The 16,398-nt window shown below is 38.4% G+C and carries 18 protein-coding genes; 9 read left to right on the top strand and 9 right to left on the bottom strand.

Translation table 11 applies throughout. The annotated features are described in order from the left end of the window. Positions 1-392 precede the first annotated feature (392 nt). The 3 genes from RV00_RS10505 to RV00_RS10500 form a co-directional block, all read right to left on the bottom strand. Positions 393-920, bottom strand: a complete 528-nt coding sequence (locus RV00_RS10505) for a helix-turn-helix domain-containing protein (protein ID WP_071862557.1) — start codon at positions 918-920, stop codon at positions 393-395. A gap of 63 nt (positions 921-983) precedes the next feature. After that, complete coding sequence (locus RV00_RS16435; RefSeq protein WP_169818949.1) at positions 984-1,145, bottom strand: hypothetical protein; 162 nt, start codon at positions 1,143-1,145, stop codon at positions 984-986. After that, positions 1,142-1,393: a helix-turn-helix domain-containing protein gene (locus tag RV00_RS10500; RefSeq protein WP_071862556.1), complete on the bottom strand. Its 252-nt coding sequence runs from the start codon at positions 1,391-1,393 to the stop codon at positions 1,142-1,144. The genes RV00_RS16435 and RV00_RS10500 overlap by 4 nt, the downstream gene beginning before the upstream one ends. 140 nt (positions 1,394-1,533) lie before the next feature. On the opposite strand from RV00_RS10500, the gene RV00_RS10495 reads away from it, so the two are divergent. The 6 genes from RV00_RS10495 (at position 1,534) to RV00_RS10470 (ending at position 6,035) form a co-directional block, all read left to right on the top strand. Further along, positions 1,534-1,842, top strand: coding sequence for a helix-turn-helix domain-containing protein (locus RV00_RS10495; protein ID WP_071862555.1), 309 nt, complete (start codon positions 1,534-1,536; stop codon positions 1,840-1,842). Positions 1,843-1,875: 33 nt separating this feature from the next. Continuing rightward, complete coding sequence (locus RV00_RS10490; protein ID WP_071862554.1) at positions 1,876-2,340, top strand: ImmA/IrrE family metallo-endopeptidase; 465 nt, start codon at positions 1,876-1,878, stop codon at positions 2,338-2,340. A gap of 45 nt (positions 2,341-2,385) precedes the next feature. Then, on the top strand, positions 2,386-3,369 hold the full coding sequence (locus tag RV00_RS10485) for a hypothetical protein (protein WP_071862553.1): 984 nt from the start codon (positions 2,386-2,388) through the stop codon (positions 3,367-3,369). Continuing rightward, a complete protein-coding gene (locus tag RV00_RS10480; protein ID WP_249024091.1) occupies positions 3,320-4,393 on the top strand; it encodes a DUF5067 domain-containing protein in 1,074 nt (357 codons plus the stop codon). The genes RV00_RS10485 and RV00_RS10480 overlap by 50 nt, the downstream gene beginning before the upstream one ends. Positions 4,394-4,463: 70 nt before the next feature. Beyond that, positions 4,464-5,756 carry a DNA/RNA non-specific endonuclease gene (locus tag RV00_RS10475; protein WP_071862552.1) on the top strand — a complete coding sequence of 431 codons (1,293 nt, stop codon included), beginning with the start codon at positions 4,464-4,466 and terminating at the stop codon, positions 5,754-5,756. Positions 5,757-5,837: 81 nt separating this feature from the next. Beyond that, positions 5,838-6,035 carry a hypothetical protein gene (locus RV00_RS10470; RefSeq protein WP_071862551.1) on the top strand — a complete coding sequence of 66 codons (198 nt, stop codon included), beginning with the start codon at positions 5,838-5,840 and terminating at the stop codon, positions 6,033-6,035. 1 nt (position 6,036) lies between these two features. On the opposite strand, the gene RV00_RS10465 is transcribed toward RV00_RS10470, so the two are convergent. Further along, a complete protein-coding gene (locus RV00_RS10465; protein WP_071862550.1) occupies positions 6,037-6,678 on the bottom strand; it encodes a hypothetical protein in 642 nt (213 codons plus the stop codon). A gap of 208 nt (positions 6,679-6,886) precedes the next feature. Between RV00_RS10465 and RV00_RS10460 the strand changes: the two genes are divergently transcribed. Next, the gene (locus tag RV00_RS10460; protein ID WP_071862549.1) at positions 6,887-8,023 is read left to right on the top strand and encodes a tyrosine-type recombinase/integrase; all 1,137 of its coding nucleotides are present in this window, start codon (positions 6,887-6,889) and stop codon (positions 8,021-8,023) included. A 153-nt stretch (positions 8,024-8,176) separates the two neighbouring features. Here RV00_RS10460 and RV00_RS16820 read toward each other — a convergent pair whose 3' ends face one another. Further along, positions 8,177-8,302 carry a hypothetical protein gene (locus tag RV00_RS16820; RefSeq protein WP_276327101.1) on the bottom strand — a complete coding sequence of 42 codons (126 nt, stop codon included), beginning with the start codon at positions 8,300-8,302 and terminating at the stop codon, positions 8,177-8,179. Between the two features lie 198 nt (positions 8,303-8,500). Between RV00_RS16820 and RV00_RS10455 the strand changes: the two genes are divergently transcribed. Beyond that, positions 8,501-9,934 carry a basic amino acid/polyamine antiporter gene (locus tag RV00_RS10455; RefSeq protein ID WP_071862548.1) on the top strand — a complete coding sequence of 478 codons (1,434 nt, stop codon included), beginning with the start codon at positions 8,501-8,503 and terminating at the stop codon, positions 9,932-9,934. A 35-nt stretch (positions 9,935-9,969) separates the two neighbouring features. Here RV00_RS10455 and menA (RV00_RS10450) read toward each other — a convergent pair whose 3' ends face one another. The 4 genes from menA (RV00_RS10450) to pplA form a co-directional block, all read right to left on the bottom strand. Beyond that, a complete protein-coding gene (gene menA, locus RV00_RS10450; protein WP_211272386.1) occupies positions 9,970-10,956 on the bottom strand; it encodes a 1,4-dihydroxy-2-naphthoate polyprenyltransferase in 987 nt (328 codons plus the stop codon). Positions 10,957-10,992: 36 nt separating this feature from the next. Further along, positions 10,993-11,943 carry a 1,4-dihydroxy-2-naphthoate polyprenyltransferase gene (menA, locus tag RV00_RS10445; protein WP_071862547.1) on the bottom strand — a complete coding sequence of 317 codons (951 nt, stop codon included), beginning with the start codon at positions 11,941-11,943 and terminating at the stop codon, positions 10,993-10,995. Between the two features lies 1 nt (position 11,944). Beyond that, positions 11,945-12,991, bottom strand: a complete 1,047-nt coding sequence (locus RV00_RS10440) for an FAD:protein FMN transferase (RefSeq protein WP_379925914.1) — start codon at positions 12,989-12,991, stop codon at positions 11,945-11,947. A gap of 199 nt (positions 12,992-13,190) precedes the next feature. Next, positions 13,191-14,090 (bottom strand): extracellular electron transfer flavoprotein PplA, encoded by a 900-nt coding sequence (gene pplA / locus RV00_RS10435; RefSeq protein WP_071862545.1) that lies wholly within the window; start codon positions 14,088-14,090, stop codon positions 13,191-13,193. Between the two features lie 261 nt (positions 14,091-14,351). Here pplA and RV00_RS10430 point away from each other — a divergent pair, with 261 nt between their 5' ends. Next, a complete protein-coding gene (locus tag RV00_RS10430) occupies positions 14,352-16,307 on the top strand; it encodes an FAD-dependent oxidoreductase (protein WP_071862544.1) in 1,956 nt (651 codons plus the stop codon). The last annotated feature ends 91 nt before the right edge of the window (positions 16,308-16,398 follow it).

Here is a 16,398-nt window from a genome sequence, read left to right as displayed (position 1 = left end):
AGCCAAAGCAATCTGCCAGTACCCAACACACGCCGTTCCAATCATGGCACCAGTGACTACAATCTTCGCCGCTTTAAATTCTGAACGTTTTCTTGCAAGTTCTGCTGGAATCGTTGCTACATATTCAAAATCATTTCTCATGCGATCTTTCCCACTTTCTCCATTTTTAAAAAGTCCTCTGGTTTAATCTTTCTTGTCAGCAATCTGTTGTATGACATAAAGTCTTGCCACAATTCGTACAGATCATTGTCAATAATAGTTTCTTTACTTGTCGGACGCTTATATGCTTCACAAAAAATAGGTGTCTGTTGAAGTTTAGATATGCGTCGTTGATACGTTGACTCCGAGTACCCATGTTTCTTTTTAAACTCTGCTTTACTTAGACGTGTCATCTAATCATTCCTTTCTCGACTTTCAGCGATTTCTATCACGTCTCTGCTGTTGAATGAATATCGTTCACATACCGAAGTAAAAACAGCAATTTCAGCAGAAATCTCATCTTTTAACTCAAGTAACCACTTTAGGATTTCTTCGCGCTCATCTGACTCTATTTCTGCATTTGATATACTCAGCAGGTCCCAAATTTCGAACTTTTTCTCAAGCTCGATTCGCTCCATTTCCTCTTTGTCTTGACCAACCATTTTGGATAAAGGGTGCGAATCTCGTCTTTTTCTATTTAACGGTTTCGGCGTATGAACTAAAGCCGAAGCTACTTCAAAGTCTAGGTCCGAGTCACCAAGGTAATCAGCAAAATCGACTAAACGATCAATCCCCATTGTCCGTCTTCCGTTTAATATGTGGCTTAGATTTTGTGGTGAAACATTTGTTGCATCTGCCATCAATCGTTGATTAATTGCTTGCCTGTCAACCTCATACCTAAAGATTGCCGCTATTTTTGTTTCTGGTTGTGATACAGCCATGTGCCTCTCCTCCTTGTATTCAATTATCAATTTTCATAGCAGTACACCTGCCATAAACTGTATCTAGAACGAAAACATCATATCTTCTAACAGTCGATCATCCTTTTGACTTTCGACTTCGTATAGATGGTTAATAAATTGCTCCGGCTTGGTTTCAAGGTATGCTCGTGTCAAACGATCGCCCAATCGTTTGAGGATGAACTCGATTTTTTCTTGTTGAGTCATTGAATCACCTCCTTGTTGTCATATGGCAACACTTCACTAAAAATAAAAAGCTTGTCAAAGTCTTTCTCAGAAAGATCAAAAGCTTTCAATAATTTAGGGATTAGCTCGCCACCGGCACCTCTATCACCATTAATAATTCTATAAACAGTTGATGGTGCTACATTCATTTTTTTCGCTAGTTCTCTAGCGTCTAAATCTGATTCATCCATTAACTTTTCTAGAACATCTAGTTTTAAGAGAATCTTCATTTTGTCACCTCCGTTGCCTTATGACAACAGTATAATACAACCATTGTCTTTTGGCAACACTTTTATTGCCATATTGCAATTTTATTTTGATTTTATTGCCATCTGGCGATATTCTATTATTAATGAAGGGGTGATTGATCATGGCTTTTGGAGAAAAATTGAAAAGTTTGAGGCTTTCTAAAGGTTTAGGTGTTAATCAGCTTGCATTGAAGTCCGGAGTTAGCGCTTCTCAAATTTCTCGTTTTGAAAAAGGAGAAAGAAAGGACCCTACACTTGATACAGTTAAAAAGCTATCTAAAGCGTTAGGTGTTTCCATCTCTTATTTTGAAGATGGTCATCAGTCAACTCCTGACTTAATTGCAGCTCGTATTGACGAAGATGCATCTGAAGAAGAAGTAGAAGAGATTCTCAAATTTATTGATTATATCAACAACAGAGATCATAATTAATTATTCTTAGTCAAATGTCGGTAGGTGTGTTTTATGAATTATGTCGAAAAACTAATGTCTCAGTTCCCTCAATTAGAGTATAAATTTGAAAAAGAAATGCCTGCAAAGCACAAAGGACTTTGTGTAGATAATATCGTTTATCTAAATCCTAATCAAACAAATAAAGAACTATCTTCTACCTTAGCAGAAGAAATAGCTCACTACTACACTTCAGTCGGTGATATTTCAGATTACAAAACTCCTGAGTCTAGAAAACAAGAACGAAGGGCTAAGCTCGTCGCGGCTGAAATGACTGTTCACCCAGCGCTCTTAATTAATGCGTATCAAAAAGGATGTAGAGAATACTGGGAAGTTGCAGACGAGCTTGGGATTACTGTAGGTGCCTTGAAAGAGGCGATTGAGCTTTTTAGGCAAAAGTATGGTGAAGGTTTTAACTATGAAGGATTTAATATTATTTTTGGGTCGTCTGATTCTATCAGAGTAGTAAAACTTCAATAGTTTTTTAACAAACAATGTGATTCTGTGCACAATAAGGAGGATGTTATGCAGACAGTGTTTAGCTTAGTATTTATTGTTGGTTGTATAGGAGCTTGGTACTCCATAAAGAAGAGACCAAATAAAAGAAATAGAAATATTTCGATTGGTCTAATTGCTTTATCAGTTCTAGTAATCGGTCTACTACCTTCTCCTGAAGCGGAAAATAAATCAGAGAATTCGGGAAATAAACCATCTGTTTCAAGTATCTCTACTCCAGAACAGAAAGAACTACCTTTAGATGTGTCAAAAGAAGTAATTTCAAATGATGATGGCTTGGTTATCATTTCTGGAAAAACAGGTCCTCATGCCGAAGTAGCGGTTGGTATGGGTATCGTTGGTGATGCGACAACGGCTGATAAAAACGGAGAATTCGAATTAAGCTATGATATGGATACCCAAGAAGAAGCGACAATAACAATCAATTCCAAATTAGATGGGACTTCTAAGAGCACTAAGGTAAACGTAAAAATGAATGAAAGAGCGTTATCAAACTTGAACAAAAAAGAGGTTCAAGCATCAAAAACAAAAGAATCAGAAGAATTCGCAAAGAAAGCTGCACAGGAAAATAATAAAGCTACTGAAGATAGCGAGAAAGAAGTAAATAGTCAAGAAAAACAAGTAGATGATCAGAAATACAGTCAAATCAATTCTGAAATTGAGAAACATTTAGAAGAGAATCAAGGTTGGGCTATGGGAACAATAGACCGAAATGGAAACCCTATTGAAAACGGGGAACCTAATCCGGAATATGCAAATTGGATCTATGTACGTTCTATAACTTACAACGGTAGCGATATTGAAGTACAGGTCACAGCCGATTTTCAATCGTTGACTGAAATTGAGAAAAACAGTTTAGGGAGCTCATGCCAGGGAATGACAGTCTCTTATGGCGCACTATCAGAGAGGCCTCCATTGTATGTATACAATGGAGAGAACTCTTATGGAGGATCAAAAATACTTTCTACTAATAAATTTACCTGGTACAAATAATATTGGAGGGATACATGTGAAAAAGCTACCAATTATTCTTTTAGTCTCCTCTGCCCTACTGTTCTCCGCTTGTTCAACGGATAAAAAGGCTGAGTCCTCAGATTCAACTAGAACTAAATTAACGACAAGTAGTTCTAGTCAAAAAGAAACAACAACTGACTTGAATAAAATTATTGAGAAGTTCAAAAAAGATGGTTTAACAGTTGATGCCTCAAAGGCAATGACAAAAGAGGATTTTGGCATGGCTCCTATGTCCGCTAAAGAAGCATTTATCTTTGGTATTCAAAAAGACGATAGTGGCGAAAATATGAATGCTAGAATTTTCTCTTTTGAAAACACTAAGGATTTAGACACGACGAAATCATACTACGACGAGCTAGGTAAAAGTTCAGCAGCCGCTTTCTCGTACACGGCCACAAATGATAAAACGAAAGTTTTAATGCAATTTAATGGAGATTTATCTCAAGAGCTGGTCCAAAAGTATGCTGATTCCGCTGATCTCAAGCTTACAGATTCAAACTTTGCAGGGTCTAGTAGCTCTAGCGAAAGTGCTGTTTCGACTGAACAAACTACTCCAACATCCGGCAATGCTCAAGAAGAAACGTACGAACAGTTAAAACAGCGTACATTGAAGTCAACGCCTACCAATCGTGTGGGTTGGTCCAATAAAGAATGGGAGGCTTTTGGAATGGCTTTAAGTGAAAATGGTCTTGCTATGGACGATAATGGCTATATTATCACCCAGGCTCAAAAAGACCAGTTGGAGTCTGAAAGACAAAAAAATGAACAAAGTAACGAAAGTCAAGGCGGTCACGGAGCTCCTAAAGTTGTTACATCAGAGGCTCAGGCCGTTCAAATAGCTCAGAACCAGTATGGAGATAATGGTGGCGCATGGACATGGGGTTGCCTTTATGAAGATGAACGCGGATATTTTGTAAAAGCCACAGATCCCAATGACGGGACCATGACGCATACCGCAAAAAGTGTATTCGTAAATTATGATGGATCGATAACTGAAAACTAGGATTTTTTTCTTTCTAGTTAAGAAAAATATCTATTTACAGTAAGATTAATTGTTTGTTGGAGGAGAAAAAATGGCAACTTTATTGATACTTGTTGGATTTTTTGGATTTATTTTGGGTGTAATAAGATTAATTAGAGCGTTTTTTAAGAAATCTCCTAAGAAACCTGAGCTTCTTATTATTCTTGGAACTTTTATAGTATTTATGGCAGGTGGATTTCTTCTTGAACCATCTGAACATCAGAAAGCAGAAACTACTATAAGTAGCTCACAGCAAAGCAAAATAAAAAGTAAGTCTACATCGAATTCTAAAGTAGCAAAGAAAAAAACTGATAATTCGACAAAGGAAAAGAATAAACAAAAGCAGGCGCTTATCTCTTTCAATGGCCGAGTAAAAGAAGATAATAGTAATCTTGCAAATATGGAATACAATGGCACACAAACGGTTGAAGTTAATAATAATAATCCGACTTTTTCGGAAGATGATTTATCTTTGGTCAATAAAGCCTGGGAAAAATATGGAGACCTCGATCAACTAAATCGTGCTACTTCTGCAGAAGCTATGCTAAATAAATCATTGATGCCTACAGCTAAACGTGGTGATATTTCCAATGTTAAACCTACAGGTTGGCATAATAAGAAAATCGATAAAGGATATCTTTATAATCGATCTCATTTGATTGGGTACGCTCTTTCTGGTGAAAACGATAACTGGAAGAACCTTATCACAGGAACAGCTCAATTAAACAATCCAGAGATGCTTCGCCATGAAATGGACATAAAGGATTATCTTGAAAAAAATAAAAATAACTATGTACGCTACTCAGTAACACCTGTCTTCCGTGGTGATGAACTTCTAGCACGTGGTGTTCACATAATGGCTCAATCAATTAAATCTGACGATATCAAATTTAATGTTTACATTTTCAATGTACAAGATGATGTTACTTTGAATTATTCAGATGGAACTAGTCAAACTAAAAATGAGCTTCTCGCAATTCAGCGAAAAGAAGAAGAAAAGAAAAATGCTGAAATTAAGGCTCGACAAGCTGCTCAACAGAAAGAAGAAGAGAAAAGAAACGCTGAAATTAAGGCTCAGCAACAAGCTCAAGAAAATCAACGAATTGAGGCTCAAAAGCAAGCTGAAGCTGCTCAAAGTACAGCTAATGGACAACAAAATTCACCTGCTGCATCAAATGGACCAGAATATGTTGACGCTAATGGGAATGGATTAATCAAAGGATCTAATAACGGTATTTATCACGTCCCTGGTAGCAGATACTATGATAAAACAACGAACCCAGCAGCTTGGTTTAAAACAGTTGAAGAAGCAGAACAAGCTGGATATCGTGCACCAAGAAATTAATTATCACCTCCCCGCCTGGTGCCGCCACGGGTTTGGGAAATAAAAATAACCGTGAAAAACACGGTATGTAAGGAGTTTATTATGTCAAAAGAAAAAAATAACCAACAGAATCATCCCAAAAAAGATGAGGTAATTATTCATAAACGATATTATGGAGATCAAATAAATGAATCTGTAAGAGAAAAACGCTTAGACAAAGAAAGCGGAGCACCAAAAAGAAATACAATTAAGTATGAAACAAACAAAGATTCTAATGATGATTTTTTTAAGAAGAAATGATTTAGTCTTCAACTAATATATAGAATTTTAAAGATTTCTCCAAATCAATATATGTGGTAAATTTCCCTATCTTTTTCTTCTCGGCGTCCTGATATAAGGCTATTACTTCTGTTTCTGACCATTCTTCAGGGTTTTCAATATTCGATGTAAACTTTAAAGCGAAGTAGTCAAATTGATTATCGTCTGGAACAGAGTCGGCTTTACCACTAACCACACACTTTCCGGAAAAGGTAAATACAGAGATTCTAACGGTCCCCTCTTGATGGAAAACGTCTTTATAAATCGGAAGTGGATCAAGTTCACCTATTCCTTTTTTCTTACGTATAAAATTTAAATAGCTATTCAACAGACTTTGAATAAATGGCAAAACAAAAGGAAGAACAATGATAGAAATAAGAAAAAATAGAATAAATACTATTAATACATTACCTAATATATTTTTATCTTGGTTCTTATTTAAAATCATTAAACCGAAAAAGCAATTTAAGAGCGCCAGTGTGCTGAGAACGATTTTATTCTCTTCATTTCTGTTTTTATTTGGATGAATTATATTCAATTTATACAAACAATAATAGGCTAAATAACCCGGGATCGTAGTTCCAACAATTTTTATTATAATGTCAATTAAGTCTTTAGCTTCCATTATGTACACCTCAATTGGATTATTTTTATCTAATCCAATTATATCACACGATTAGCCTTCGGGCTTTTCTTTTAACGTCCAAAAGAACATACGTTTGTATACAACTAACCAAAACTAATCCAAGATTACCATAGTAAAGAAGCTTAGATGTATGATATACGCTTTTTTGTATCTTTTAAACATAGTAAAATACAAGGTGGAATGAATTGTGTGGATTGAAGAAATCACGAATAAAAAAGGAAAAAAAGTTTATAAATATTGCGAACGTTACTTTGATCCAAAAATAAATGATAGCAGAAAAGTATCAGTCACTCTCGCAAATAAAGCCAGAGACACAAAGAAAGCAGCACAAACCTTACTTGATAAAAAGATTGATAGACGATTGAATAAACAGACACTGAAAAAACCGAATCTCACCTTTTCTCAGTTAGTTGAAGAGTGGCTGCCTTATTATCAAAAACAAGTAAAAGAAGCTACTTATTTTTCTACTAAATATACCTTCAATACAATAAATAAGTATGTACCTGGAACCTGGGTTGTATCATCAATAACCACTGCGGATATTATCGAAGTGTTAGAAATACTTCTCTATGATCAGGATTTATCTAATCGGTATATATCAACAATGAAAGGAAAACTAAATAAATTATTCACATTCGCAGTTAAGCGACAATACATTCACGAAAATCCGATTCCTGGTGTTATTGTAGATCGTAAAATTGATGGAAAAGGTGGGAAAATAAAGGATAAATTCCTAGAAGATGATGAATACAGTCGTTTAATCGATTATGTATCCCCTCGCAACAAAAGATATACTTTATTATTTAGGTGGCTTTATTATAGTGGGATGCGTCCAGGAGAAGCTATTGCGTTACACAAGGATGATGTCTTTGAAACTGAAGATGACGGTTGGTATGTGAGTATTAATGGAACAATGCTCGATAGGCGAAAGGTTAAAGATATGAAAAAATCGGATTCAACAAAGAATCCGGCAGGAATGAGAGAAATTGATATTCCCCAAAAAGCTGTGGCCATTTATCAGGAGCTATTGGATATGAATCCGAAGGGGCAATTTCTTTTCCAAACTTCTGTTGGCACTCCAATGCAAAATTCAGGTCTAAACACATATTTGAGGACTCATAAAAAGAAATTAGGAATTAATAAACCTCTAAGTCTTCATATCTTTAGACATACACATATATCTAAACTAGCTGAACTCGGAGTCCCCCTCTACGTTATTCAAGATCGAGTCGGACATGAACACAGTGACATTACAGAGAAAATCTATACTCACGTAACAAAGAACGCTAAGAAGCGTTTGAAGGAAAATCTTGAAAAATTGTAGGACCTTGCCCCTTTTTTGCCCCTTTTCTTAAATGTATTTATTCGACAATGGCAAGAGTGGTGTTTTAAAATAAACAGAATAAATAAAAGAGCCCTTATTTATTAAGGGCTCAAACCAATAAAAAAACAACCAATTGCTTACATATTTGTGTAACTACAGTAATTTACCTGTTTTAATGGCATAAATAGTTAAGGAAATTAGAATGAACAACGCCAACATTTCTAATAGAAAGTCGGTGGTCTTTACTTCGTTTTTCGAAGCGTCCTTCTCTCGTTTCATTGCTCTATTTGGCCCTCCTTATTTCAACAAAATAAGGATAACAAAGCATTGGTATAGGCAAGTAAAAAAGACTATTGAATTTAATTAGAATCTGATGACAAACCTTTCATTCAATTTCGTTTTAGTTTCATCCCTTCATAATGGCTATTTTTAGGTAAATATGCTTGAATAAAAGAAGTGTTTTTTAGGAGGAAGATTATGGAACAAAATCAAACGTCTGGCAACCACACCAAAGAAGTGAGTTTGCTGGGCTTAAGTATGATTGTTATTGGATCGATGTTAGGAGGCGGCGTATTCAATCTGCCTAGCAGTATATCGCAATCCGCTGGCGTTATTGCTTCCCTATTTGCATGGGTTATTACTGGTGTCGGTGTTTTCTTTATCGCGAAGGTCTTTCAAACCCTTTCCAATGAAGAACCGGAGATCATCGGCGGAATTTATTATTATGCGAAGGACGGCTTCGGCGATTACGTCGGTTTTAATTCTGCCTGGGGCTACTGGCTCAGCAATATTATCGGCAATGTTTCCTTCGTGATTCTATTTTTAGATGCCTTGAGTAAATTCATTCCTGCTATCGGCGGTTCTGGTGGACAAATCGGGCTTTTCTTAGGAACGTTTATGATCTGGGGCGTGGTCTTTCTTGTGGCTCGTGGGATTCGCACCGCCAGTATTTTAAACACGGTGGCGACTGCCGCCAAAGTAGTCCCGATTGCCCTAGCGATTTTGCTATTATTCATCCATTTTAAGTATCATATTTTTTCAATGGACGTTTTTGCCAAAAATGTACTTAGCGGCGGAAACCATCTTGGAAGTGTTCCGACACAAATTCGTCACGCGATGTTGCAAACGATGTGGGTTTTTGTCGGAATCGAAGGTGCTGTCGTTTTATCCGGTCGAGCAAAACGGGCAAAAGATGTTGGTCGAGCAACCTTGATTGGTTATTCAACGACACTAGCAATTTATGTGTTGATCGTCATGTTAAGCTTCGGTACCTTGCCACAAGAACAATTAGCGGCCTTACCAAGTCCCTCTCTTAGCGGTGTACTTCGCGCTTCGACAGGCGTTTGGGCAGCTCGTATGATTGATATCGGAGTCATTATCTCCGTCTTAGGTGCATGGATTTCTTGGACAATTTTAGCGGCGGAAATTTCATTTGACGCGGCACAAGACAAAATGTTCCCAGCTTTCTTAGGGAAAGCCAATAAACAAAATGCCCCGATTAATGCCTTGATTTTAAACGGCGTGATCATGCAAATCGTCTTTCTAATTTCTCGCTGGGCAATGGACGCCTTTCAAGCAGTGACCGATACGGCGACTACGATGGTGCTGGTTCCTTATATTTTATCGGCGGCCTTTTTATGGAAAGTCGCCAGCAAGAAACAACATGTTGGTCAAAAGTGGTTGGCTTTGGGGGGAATTATTTATGGCATCTATATGCTCTATTCCTCTGGCGGCTTGAATTTACTCTATTGTGTCGGCATCTATGCATTAGGCTTTGTCTTTTGGCTATGGAACAGTCATACTTACAAGCGCCCTATTTTTGCGACAAAGCGGGACAAAGGATTATTTATGATCGTTACTCTTTTAGGTATCATAAGTTTGATCGTACTAGCCATTCAGCTACACAAATAAAAAAGGTTGGTGAGTACAAACTCACCAACCTTTTTTTAGACTTTTTGCAGAATCAATGTCGCTAACAGTCCCAACGCGTAAAAGCTATTAAACACGATCAAGTTTTCCACTGCCATGGGAAATGTTTTGCTTTTGATCTGTTCTTTCGTAAAGATTTTTGTTTGTCCATGAACCTTCACCAGACTGATAAACGCCAATAAAATCGGCCATTGATAAATGCCAGCGAGCCAGCCAATCAAAATAACGAGATACGGGGCGTACGCCAACAAATTAAACAAACGTAGACTCCACTGACGACCGATATAAAAAGGCAATGTATAACGGTGGTTTTCAACGTCTTGCTCCAAATCACTAATATTGTTTGCCAGCATGATATTGGCAATGGTCATCACCAGTGGCAAAGCCGCCCACACCAAGGCCAGAATAATTATTGGGTTTCCTGTCAGCGCGAAATGTTTGAAATCCAGCTCCATATAAAAAAGTCGTTGATCATAGGTATTAATATAAGTCGTGATGGCAAAGATGCCTAGACCCTCGGTCACACCACTGAAAATCTCCCCCAAAGGCATCCGCGACAAAGGAATCGGACCGTATGTGTAAAAAACACCCACAAAACAACATGCCAAACCCATTAATAGCAATAACCAGCCCGTTTGAATCGCTAAGGTGAAGCCGACGATCGCCGCAAAACCAACCAAGCCCAAAATTAATCGTTGGATCGTCTTCTCTGACAAATTTTCCCGTCCGATGACGTTCTCTTCGTATTTGTATTTTTCTGAATGAGCTTTTAAAAAATCCATATAATTATTGATCGCGGTAATCGCCAAATCAAATGCCAACAATCCGAAAAAGAAAAAAATCGTTTTTCCTGGATGGAATGAATGAAAATAGGTATTCGTAAATAAAACGGCAATCACAAAGGGAAAGACTCCCGCCATTTTTGTGCGAATCTGAACAAGTTCAAAGAAATGCTCTTTCGTCATTCGGTTGAATTCAGGCTTCAAGTTCTTACTATTTTCCATGTGTAACTCCTCTTCTTAATCCTTCACTTTTCAACTTTAGCTTAGCGCTTGCCAAAGCAGCGTCACTAACAGCCCTAACCCGTAACAGCTATTGAAAGCGACGAGATTTTTAATAGACATCGCAAAAGTTTGACTTTTGATTTGTTTTTTAGTGAAAGCTTTGGTTTGTGGATAAACTTTTAAAAGACTGACGAACGTCAATAGGATTGGCCATTGATAAATTCCTGCGATCCAACCGACAATAATCGCCACATAAGAACAATACATCAATAAATTAAATAAAATCACACCGTTTTTGCGGCCAAGATAAAACGGCAAGGTGTACCGATGGTTCTCAATGTCTTGTTCCAAATCAGAAAGATTGTTGGCCAACATGATATTCGCGATCGTAGCGATCAACGGCAAAGATGCCCAAATCACAGCTAAAGCAGCGGTGGTACTGCCGGTTAAGGCAAAGTGCTTTAGATCCAGCTCTAAGAAAAAAAGCTTTTGATCGAAGGTGTTCAAATAAATCGTAATCGCAAAGATGCCCAACCCCATCGTTACACCGCTGAATAATTCCCCTAGCGGCATCCGTGATAGCGGAATCGGTCCGTAAGTGTAAAAGACCCCGATGAAACAACAAGCACAACCCATGACTAATAAAAGCCAACCGGTTTGGATCGCCAGCGTGATGCCGACGATCGCCGCAAACCCAATCAAGCCGAAAATAATCGCCACGACGGTCTGCTCCGATAGCTGATCTTTGCCAATCACGTTTTCTTGATACTTATATGTTTCAGAGTGGGCCTTGCGAAAATCCATATAATTATTGATCGCGGTCGTCGCCATATCAAACGCGACCATTCCCAAGAAGAAAAAGAGGGTCTTTCCTAAATGAAAGGAATGGAAGTAAGTATTGGTGAACAACACCGCAATCAGAAATGGAAACAAGCTCGCTAATTTCGTACGGATCTCTACTAAGTCAAAAAAACTTTTTAAGGTCATTTTATTTCAAATCCTTTTCATTTCCCATAGTATAACCAGCTTCTGGATTGATCTTGAAATCATCCTTGATTCCAGCTGTGACGTAAATTTTATCATCCCTTGTGACAAAGATTGCTTCCGTATCCTTTAGCGTATCAACATAAGCAATTCCTTTTTTGACACCCATTGAAAAGACTGCTGTAGATAGTCCATCACCATCAATAGATTTTTTAGAGATGATCGTAACGCCGGCAATGTCGTTATCAAAGGGATAACCCGTCTTCGGATTAAATAAGTGATGATAAGTTTTACCGTCAACTTCCAGATAGCGCTCATAGATACCAGACGTTACCAAAGATTTATTGCTTTCCGGAACACTTCCTAAAACAACATTTCTTGCTTGGTTCGGGTCTTGGATGCCGACCGTCCAGTCTTCTTTTTGGTCATTTCGCGGACTGTGGCCTAAAACGTACACGTTCCCGCCAAGGTCGACGATAGCAGTCGTTACATCATTTTTCTTTAGTACCTTGATCACTTCATCAGTAATGTAGCCTTTAGCAATCGCGCCAAGATCCAGCTTCATGCCTTTTTCTTTCAAGTAGACCGTTTTGTCCTCATCATTGAATTCAACATCATGATAGTTGACTAATTTCAAGGCCTGATCGATTTCACTTTGCGCTGGTTTGCGAGCATCTGGGAAGCCGATGCGCCACATCGAAGTGATTGGACCAATCGCCATATCAAAACCGCCTTGAGAATCTTTACTATATTTGTAAGCTTCCTTCAACAAATAATACATATCGTCGGTAACTTTTACCGGTTTTTCTCCTGCCGCCGCATTGATGGCATCGATCTCTGAACCTTTTTGATTCACCGTGATTTTATCCGCCAATTCCTTCACTCGATCAAAGGCCGGCTTCAAGGCTGCTTTTTTATCATCATCATAAATTCTGATCTGGACATATGTACCCATTAAAAATTGTTTATCTTCATATGGTTTCTCATTTATTTTTGGTTTACTGCTGCCGCAAGCGGTCAGTAGAATCATCAATACTCCTAAAAATACCATTGCTAGTCGTTTCTTCACACAAATACTCCCCTTGTATATTGTAAAATTTTTTCACCTTATCATAGCTCTTTCGGGGCGATTTTCATAGCCTTTTTTGCTTAGCTCTAATTGTTAATCAAGAAAATAAATGCTTAAAAAGTATTAAAAAAAGAGCTGGGAGATCCCAGCTCTTTTTCAGATTCCCTAAGGAGGTTAAAAATTATTTTTTAGTAACAATGTTGTCTACTTGGATTGTGTTTGTATCGCCTTTTTCAGCAGCGTTTACTAATTGTGCTGCGTAAGTTTGGAAAGCGTGTGAAGAATGAGTCGCACCAGTTACAACTTCAACATCAGCAGGAGCGCCTTTTTCAACTAAACCTTTGTTTAATTGTTCGATGTATTCTTTTGGTCCAACACCGCTTTTAGCTTTCATGTTCTTTTCATAGTCAGCGTCATCTTTTTTAGATTTGCCATCTTTGTCAACCATGTCAAAGTTTGATTCGGTGATTTTTCCACCAGCAACAGTCATGCTGAAGATTGTACGGTAGCCATTAGAGTAGTTCTTTTCTTCTAATTTGTAAGTGCCGTCTTTCATTGCAGCGCCATTGTCGATTTCGATTGTTTTTGTGTCGCCAGCTTGAGCTGCTTGAACTAATTGTTGAGAGTAGTTCTTGAAGTTTTCGCTAGAATGAGTCGCACCAGTTACAACTTCAACTGCATCTGGGTTTTGTGTTTCTTCTAATGATTTATTTAAAGCTGGGATGTATTCTTTAGGACCAGTCTTTGTTTTTTCTTTCATGCTCTTTTCGTAGTCAGCATCTTTTTGTTTTGATTTGCCATCTTCGTTTAAGTAATCATAGTTTGATTTTGTAATTTTGCCATCTTTAACAGTCATGTCAAAAACAACGCGGTAACCATGATCATAATTTTTTTCTTCTAATTTATAGCTGCCATCTTTAAGATCGCCGCCAGCTTCTTTTTCTGCTGGTTTGGCTGCTTCTGAAGAACTTGTTGATGAGTTTGAAGCTGCTTCTTTATCGTTGCTTCCCCCGCAGGCTGCTAAAGCTAGTGTTGAAAATGCCACTACCGCAAACCCTGATACTATTTTTTTCATTTTCATGAATAAACTCCACCTTTTTTATTTTTTGTGATTCTTTAAACAAGAATCATTTTAATCTACTTGTTGAAATTTGTACACTATTTTTTGTCGATTACATTATTTTTTTAATTTAATTATTAGAATGATGTTGATATCAGCTAAGAATAATTACAATAGACAAAAAAACAAAGTATATGTATAATAAGTTCGATTGTTCAGCAATTATCAATTATCATTCTATGTGCAGTAATTATCATACAAATATTAAGGAGCGGATTTTCAATGGCAAAAGAAAAGATTGTCGTTGTAGGCGCAGGCTATGCTGGTGTCGCGGCAACGAAATTTTTATCTAAGAAGCTAAAAAAAGATGATGCTGAGATTACATTAATCGATCGTCATTCTTACCATACAATGATGACCGAGCTACACGAAGTAGCCGGCGGACGCGTAGAACCAGACGCAGTGCAATACGACTTGCAACGTTTGTTCGCACGTCAAAAAAATGTTTCATTAGTGACTGATACTGTAACCGGTATCGACAAGGATAAAAAAATTGTTACTACTAAATTAGGCAAGTACCCATTTGATCAATTGATTATCGGTATGGGAGGCGAACCGAACGACTTCGGCACGCCTGGGGTCAAAGAACACGGCTTCACCCTATGGTCAATGGAAGATGCCATCAAGATCAGAAAGCACATCGAAGATACCGTTGCAAAAGCTGCCTTGGAGCCTGACGAAGCAACTCGTCGCGCAATGTTGACCTTTGTTGTCTGTGGCTCTGGATTCACTGGGATCGAAATGATCGGTGAATTGATGGAATGGAAAAATGTTTTAGCAAAAGAATTCAAATTACGTCCTGAAGAATTTACTTTGATGGTTGTCGAAGCTCTTCCAACGATTTTGAACATGTTAGATCGTAAAGACGCTGAAAAAGCCGAACGCTTTATGATGAAAAAGGGCATTCAATTGAAAAAAGGTGCCCCAATCACTGAAGTCACTGTTGACCACATCGTCTTAAAAGACGGCTCACAAGTTCCGACCAATACCTTGATTTGGACTGCTGGTGTCAAAGGAACGTCTGATGCGGCGGACTTTGGACTTGAAGCAGCTCGCGGACAACGTTTGTATGCGAACGAATATATGCAAGCTAAAGGCTACGAAGACAAAGACATCTACATCGTCGGTGACTTGGTTCACTACGAAGAAAAGGGTGACGGCCGCCCAACTCCACAGATCGTTCAAGCTGCAGAACAAACAGCTCATACGGCTGCGGCGAATATCGTTGCCAAAGTTAAAAACACTGAAAAGCACGAATTCAAAAGTAATTACCAAGGCTTCATGGTTTCCATTGGTTCAAAATGGGGCGTTGCCAACTTAATGGACAAAGTCCACATGGCCGGCTTCATGGCGATTGTAATGAAACATATCGTCAACTTGAAATATTTCTTTGATATGCGTTCTGGCTACTACATGTTCCAATACATGATGCACGAATTCTTCCATATCAAAAATGATCGCAACGTGACTCGCGGACATTCTTCACGTTACGGCAATGTTTTGTGGAGTGTGCCACTACGCGTTTTCTACGGTTCTATGTGGTTGATCGAATCGTCTAAAAAAGTCGTTGGTGATGGTCATTACTTGAATCCAACTTCTTGGTTTGGCGATGGCTCTTGGTTTACTGACAAAGTGGTCTTCCCATTCCCTTGGTTGCAAGAACAAGTAACTACTGGCGCTTCTGCGGCTGGCTCTCATGCGGCTGAAGCAACAACTGCGGCAACTGGTGCTGCTGGCGGCGCGACAGATGCTGCCGCTGCGACAGCGACGCAAGCAACGCACTTTGGTTTCAGCTATGCCTTTGGGGAAAACCCAATGCCTGTCTTTGAAAAAATGCCTCATTGGTTCTCAAAAATCATGGAAGTCATGATGCCAAATCAAGACGTGGCGTTGTTCATGCAAAAATTCATGACCTTCGTTGAAATCGGGATCGCGTTAGCCTTGATCTTTGGATTATTCACTTGGTTAGCCAGCGCTGCCACAATTGGTTTGACGATTGTCTTCTGCCTATCTGGCATGTTCTATTGGGTCAACATCTGGTTCATCTTTGTTGCCTTCGCATTAATGAACGGTTCTGGTCGTGCATTAGGTCTTGACCGTTGGGTGATTCCTTGGATTCAACGGACCGTCGGCAAATGGTGGTATGGGACTCCTCGCTCGATCTACGGCAAAAAATAAACTAAAAATTGAATTATTTATGAAAGAAAGTTCTAAAGGGCTTATTTCCCTCTTTAGGACTTTCTTTATGTTATGATTGGAACGATTCACT

The sequence above is a fragment of the Enterococcus devriesei genome, from assembly GCF_001885905.1.
GTDB classification, from domain to species: Bacteria; Bacillota; Bacilli; order Lactobacillales; family Enterococcaceae; genus Enterococcus_A; species Enterococcus_A devriesei.
Note: the sequence above shows the minus strand (reverse complement) of the source record. Positions and strands in the feature narration are given on the sequence as shown.

What these genes read in the sequence shown, in the direction of transcription:
- RV00_RS10470 (WP_071862551.1), top strand. Translation starts at nt 5,838, where the DNA reads ATGTCAAAAGAAAAAAATAACCAACAGAATCATCCCAAAAAAGATGAG.
- RV00_RS10485 (WP_071862553.1), top strand. Translation starts at nt 2,386, where the DNA reads ATGCAGACAGTGTTTAGCTTAGTATTTATTGTTGGTTGTATAGGAGCT.
- RV00_RS10465 (WP_071862550.1), bottom strand. Translation starts at nt 6,678, where the DNA reads ATGGAAGCTAAAGACTTAATTGACATTATAATAAAAATTGTTGGAACT.
- RV00_RS10480 (WP_249024091.1), top strand. Translation starts at nt 3,320, where the DNA reads ATGGAGGATCAAAAATACTTTCTACTAATAAATTTACCTGGTACAAAT.
- RV00_RS10495 (WP_071862555.1), top strand. Translation starts at nt 1,534, where the DNA reads ATGGCTTTTGGAGAAAAATTGAAAAGTTTGAGGCTTTCTAAAGGTTTA.
- RV00_RS10505 (WP_071862557.1), bottom strand. Translation starts at nt 920, where the DNA reads ATGGCTGTATCACAACCAGAAACAAAAATAGCGGCAATCTTTAGGTAT.
- menA (WP_071862547.1), bottom strand. Translation starts at nt 11,943, where the DNA reads ATGACCTTAAAAAGTTTTTTTGACTTAGTAGAGATCCGTACGAAATTA.
- RV00_RS10475 (WP_071862552.1), top strand. Translation starts at nt 4,464, where the DNA reads ATGGCAACTTTATTGATACTTGTTGGATTTTTTGGATTTATTTTGGGT.
- RV00_RS10455 (WP_071862548.1), top strand. Translation starts at nt 8,501, where the DNA reads ATGGAACAAAATCAAACGTCTGGCAACCACACCAAAGAAGTGAGTTTG.
- RV00_RS16820 (WP_276327101.1), bottom strand. Translation starts at nt 8,302, where the DNA reads ATGAAACGAGAGAAGGACGCTTCGAAAAACGAAGTAAAGACCACCGAC.
- RV00_RS16435 (WP_169818949.1), bottom strand. Translation starts at nt 1,145, where the DNA reads ATGACTCAACAAGAAAAAATCGAGTTCATCCTCAAACGATTGGGCGAT.
- RV00_RS10440 (WP_379925914.1), bottom strand. Translation starts at nt 12,991, where the DNA reads ATGGTATTTTTAGGAGTATTGATGATTCTACTGACCGCTTGCGGCAGC.
- RV00_RS10430 (WP_071862544.1), top strand. Translation starts at nt 14,352, where the DNA reads ATGGCAAAAGAAAAGATTGTCGTTGTAGGCGCAGGCTATGCTGGTGTC.
- RV00_RS10500 (WP_071862556.1), bottom strand. Translation starts at nt 1,393, where the DNA reads ATGAAGATTCTCTTAAAACTAGATGTTCTAGAAAAGTTAATGGATGAA.
- RV00_RS10490 (WP_071862554.1), top strand. Translation starts at nt 1,876, where the DNA reads ATGAATTATGTCGAAAAACTAATGTCTCAGTTCCCTCAATTAGAGTAT.
- menA (WP_211272386.1), bottom strand. Translation starts at nt 10,956, where the DNA reads ATGGAAAATAGTAAGAACTTGAAGCCTGAATTCAACCGAATGACGAAA.
- pplA (WP_071862545.1), bottom strand. Translation starts at nt 14,090, where the DNA reads ATGAAAATGAAAAAAATAGTATCAGGGTTTGCGGTAGTGGCATTTTCA.